The following is a 3518-nucleotide window of genomic DNA, read 5'->3' on the forward strand; positions in this document are numbered from 1 at the left end:
TTTGATTCGAGGTCCGTCACCGAGACGCGGTGCACTTCCTTCGTGTCGTCCTCGAAGATCATGCTGGTCTCGACGAGAACGTTCGTCATGCAGCGGATGGCAACCTCGACGAAACGGATGCCAAGACCTTCGACGCCGTTGCCGATGGGCTTGCGGTAGTAAGCCGACTTGTTGTGGGCGAAGCTGGGGCGCTTGCACTCCTTCAGCAGGTCCTGCCGCACCTGGTCCCACTGGCGGGGCCGGCGCATCGCCATGACGTAGCGCGCCTCGACCATGGCCTTAGCCTGGGCGGCGACCGCCGTGGAAGCGGTCTCCTGCACGGCCAGGTTGGAGGTGGTGCCCCCGAATTCCTCGCGCACGGACAGGGCATTCCCCTGCGAGTTCGAACTGCTTCCATGGTCGGAGCGGGACATATCGAATTCCTTTGCCGGTATCCGCCGGCGCGGTCTTAGAAAGAGAAAGAGCCCAAAAGGCCGATTACTGACCGGCCGGCGACGGGCCGCGCACCGCACGCACGAAGGCGTAGTTGTCTCGGCGGTGGTGGTTGACGTCGCCGTAGCCGAAGAAGACGACCCAGACGTCGTCCGAAGCCGACGCCAATGGCGTGCCAGTCCACACCCAGTCATAGGCCGCGGACTCGAAGGCGTCCGTGTCGATCGCCGGGGCGTAGCGGGCGTGGTCGATCAGCCCGAACAGTTCGTGCACAGTCGGCAGGCGCCAGTCGAAGAAGCCCATGAAGCCCTGCTCGTTGAGCGAGGCGACGGCCGCCTCAGCATCAGCGAACGTCACTTCGCCTTCGGTGGCGTAGGCGCGGGTCCAGACCAGTCCGGTTGAGTTGTCGGAGGTGATGCCAGGGGCGCTTGTGTCGAAGCGCGACGGCGCGGGGGCCGACTGCTCGGTGACCATCGCTTCGGATTCGTCAATCCTGCGGAACGGGTACGCGGCCGACTTTTTGATGTTCTTGCCGAAGTACGAACCAATCGATTCGGCGCCACTGAACGCAGCGAAGTCCTCGGCGTTGAAGTTGTCGTAGTGGTACAGGCCGCTGGCGTCACCCTTCGAGTTCTTGAAGCGGATGGCAAGCGTGTTGGTGGTCGCGTCGTGGCCGATGCTGTGGATCTGCGAGGACTCAACGGGCGTCAGAGAGATCGGGTTCTTCGTCATTGCGAATTCCTTTGCCGGCGCTGCCGGCGTGTTGAAATTGGTTACTTACCGAGCCAGCACATGAGGCCGAGCAGGACGTGCGGAGCGATGAAGCCAGCAGCCGCGTACTTGAGCTCGCAAGGGGCGGACATCCACCAGGTAAGGGCGCGCTTCATGCGGGGACCCTGTGGCGAGAAGCGCGCTCGACGAGCCACTTGGTGTAGGCGGATCGCCACGTCGCGGCCGAGCAATCAATGCCCTGGCCAGAGCACCACCAGCTGCCGTCCCGAGAGAAGATGTGGGGCCTCATGCTGCGGTGGTGCCGGTCGGCACGACATTGCGGAAGCGGCGAGCATGCTCATACGAGACCGACTCGGGCGTTCGCTCGGTGAGGAGAGGCAGACCGGCGTGGATCGCGGCGCGCATCTCTGCCTCGGTGACGCCGTGCTGGCGGCCGTAGCGGCGAATGCGGCGGACGTACTGCATGTGGGTGGTGGGGACGACGGTGCTCATACACGGAACTCCTTGTCGGCTTTGGTCTCGGCCTTCTCGGCCACGTAGGTCGGGACGTGGTCCCGCATCAGCTGCGCAGCGCGCAGGAGGTCGCCTTCGCGGAAGAGGGCAACGATCTGGCTGCAGCTGCGGGGATCGAACAGCGCATCGCTCAAGCCTTCGGCGAAGGTCTCGTCGTCGCCGAGCAACTGCGTTTCGGTCGTGGCGATGAAATCGCGAACCAGAGCCTCATGGTCGAAGGCATCGAATACCTGGCGATCGATCCGTTCCTCGTAGGCGCTCATGCCGCACCTTCCATCGCCTGGGCGGCGAGGTCGGTGTAATGGCCATGCGCCTTTGCGATGCCGATGGCGCGCTCGAACAGGGCGAGGGAGGCGCGATTGAGGGCCTCGTAGGCCACGTGCGCCTCGGCGATCACGGCGGCGGGCGTCGCCGTGTCGGCTTCCAGATCCGCGATCAGGTCATTGACTTTGAGCGCCTGGCCGCCGATCTGCACGGCAGCAACGAAGGCCGGGCTATTAGCGCTGACGAAGGTGAGGGCGCCCATGGCTTAGCCCTCGATCCCGAAGCGGACTGCGACGATGCGGGCGCGGTCCCGGTTCGTCATGCGCTGGCCGTAGTACGACGATTCACGGACGGCGACCTGGGCGCGCTTCGCGAGTTCGGCGCTGATGCGGCCGGCGGCGAGGGCGTTAGTGATCAGGTCCGAGGCGGTCGTGATGCTCATGGCTATCTCCAAGCCGGTTCTGGTCCGGCGTTGGAGATAAGACTAGCAGACTGCTAACCAATAGCAATAGCACCATGCTAGCTTGTGCTATTGATTTTGCCTATCGACGTTGCGCCGATAGGTAGACAGCGTCAATCAGCCGGCAGGCGCCCCTCAATGATCTCCAACTTCGTAACCCGCTCGGACGCCAGGTCAACGGTGCATAGGTAGATCATGGGGTTGTACGCGCCGAAGCCATTCTGAAAGGCCACTTTGTCGCCGATGTAGACGATCGCATCGTGCTTATCGCCGGCCCACTTGTAGCGGCTCATCATCGGGTCGAGAAACTTGTCAGTCCACTTCACGTCATGAAGGGCGCGCGCCTCAATTTGTGGCTTGCAGTAGACCTCAGCCGCTCCAGCGTGTTTCTTCGCACTGCACACCACGTCGGTGGCGCACTCCTCATCCCTTTTCGCCTCATCGGCTGCCGCGGCGGCAGCGGTAGGGGAGGGCGTGCTGTCCTTCGGCTTTTTGTCGTGGTCGCCGAACACAGCGGCCAGAATCACGACGGCGACGACAATCACGATCAGCGTTCCGCATCCGTGATTCTTCGCTGGTGGCTTCACTGGCTTTACGGGTTTTGCGGGTGCAGCCGCCTGCGCTGGAGGGGCCGCCATCATGGGGCGCCCACAGTGGGGGCAAGTAGGTGCGCTGTCGCTGACGTTTCCGCCGCAATCTGGGCACTTGAGCAAAGCCATGTTCTTCCCCTGAATCCTTGTAGTAGAGCTGCGTCCTGACCTTCGTCAGAACTCCTTGAGTGTCCAGGCCGCGAGCGCGCGGCCACCTATCTCGATGTCGTCAAGAGGCGCATCGATCGCCGGGTAATCGGGGTTCTTGCTGAGGATCCGTAGCGTTCCACGCCCAACGAACTGAAGGCGCTTCACTAGCACGCGACCTTCCCAACGGAAGCAGTACGCGGAGTCCTGATCGAACGTTTTAATACGGGTGTCGACGAAGATCAGATCACCATCGTTGTACTGACCTTTCATGCTATCGCCGCGGCCGGTAATCACGCGGATCACGTCAGGAGGTACGCCTGGCAGCTTTCGCTCAACCCACTCACGCGAGACACGAAGGCTCTCGACGACCTCTGGGT

General features: G+C 62.8%; 8 protein-coding genes and 1 pseudogene. All 9 read right to left on the reverse strand.

The window, feature by feature from the left end:
* Nucleotides 1–413: hypothetical protein (locus AC1DT2_RS18280; RefSeq protein ID WP_477297901.1), on the reverse strand; the 413-nt coding region annotated here is incomplete at its 3' end.
* Nucleotides 414–477: 64 nt separating this feature from the next.
* Nucleotides 478–1164, reverse strand: coding sequence for an Lcl domain-containing protein (locus AC1DT2_RS18285; protein ID WP_477297902.1), 687 nt, complete (start codon nucleotides 1162–1164; stop codon nucleotides 478–480).
* 285 nt (nucleotides 1165–1449) lie between these two features.
* Nucleotides 1450–1656: a hypothetical protein gene (locus tag AC1DT2_RS18290; RefSeq protein ID WP_477297903.1), complete on the reverse strand. Its 207-nt coding sequence runs from the start codon at nucleotides 1654–1656 to the stop codon at nucleotides 1450–1452.
* Nucleotides 1653–1940 carry a hypothetical protein gene (locus AC1DT2_RS18295; RefSeq protein WP_477297904.1) on the reverse strand — a complete coding sequence of 96 codons (288 nt, stop codon included), beginning with the start codon at nucleotides 1938–1940 and terminating at the stop codon, nucleotides 1653–1655. The genes AC1DT2_RS18290 and AC1DT2_RS18295 overlap by 4 nt, the downstream gene beginning before the upstream one ends.
* Complete coding sequence (locus tag AC1DT2_RS18300; protein WP_477297906.1) at nucleotides 1937–2203, reverse strand: hypothetical protein; 267 nt, start codon at nucleotides 2201–2203, stop codon at nucleotides 1937–1939. The genes AC1DT2_RS18295 and AC1DT2_RS18300 overlap by 4 nt, the downstream gene beginning before the upstream one ends.
* Before the next feature lie 3 nt (nucleotides 2204–2206).
* A complete protein-coding gene (locus AC1DT2_RS18305) occupies nucleotides 2207–2383 on the reverse strand; it encodes a hypothetical protein (protein WP_477297908.1) in 177 nt (58 codons plus the stop codon).
* Between the two features lie 131 nt (nucleotides 2384–2514).
* Nucleotides 2515–2946, reverse strand: a complete 432-nt coding sequence (locus AC1DT2_RS18310) for a hypothetical protein (RefSeq protein WP_477297911.1) — start codon at nucleotides 2944–2946, stop codon at nucleotides 2515–2517.
* A 102-nt stretch (nucleotides 2947–3048) separates the two neighbouring features.
* Nucleotides 3049–3120 (reverse strand): annotated as a pseudogene (locus AC1DT2_RS18315) (zinc ribbon domain-containing protein); the annotation flags it as partial.
* A gap of 45 nt (nucleotides 3121–3165) precedes the next feature.
* Nucleotides 3166–3518 (reverse strand): S24 family peptidase (locus AC1DT2_RS18320; RefSeq protein ID WP_477297909.1); only part of this gene is annotated, 353 nt, incomplete at its 5' end.

The organism is Luteibacter sp. P4_E6 (assembly GCF_056401535.1).

What these genes read in the sequence shown, in the direction of transcription:
- AC1DT2_RS18285 (WP_477297902.1), bottom strand. Translation starts at nt 1,164, where the DNA reads ATGACGAAGAACCCGATCTCTCTGACGCCCGTTGAGTCCTCGCAGATC.
- AC1DT2_RS18290 (WP_477297903.1), bottom strand. Translation starts at nt 1,656, where the DNA reads ATGAGCACCGTCGTCCCCACCACCCACATGCAGTACGTCCGCCGCATT.
- AC1DT2_RS18295 (WP_477297904.1), bottom strand. Translation starts at nt 1,940, where the DNA reads ATGAGCGCCTACGAGGAACGGATCGATCGCCAGGTATTCGATGCCTTC.
- AC1DT2_RS18300 (WP_477297906.1), bottom strand. Translation starts at nt 2,203, where the DNA reads ATGGGCGCCCTCACCTTCGTCAGCGCTAATAGCCCGGCCTTCGTTGCT.
- AC1DT2_RS18305 (WP_477297908.1), bottom strand. Translation starts at nt 2,383, where the DNA reads ATGAGCATCACGACCGCCTCGGACCTGATCACTAACGCCCTCGCCGCC.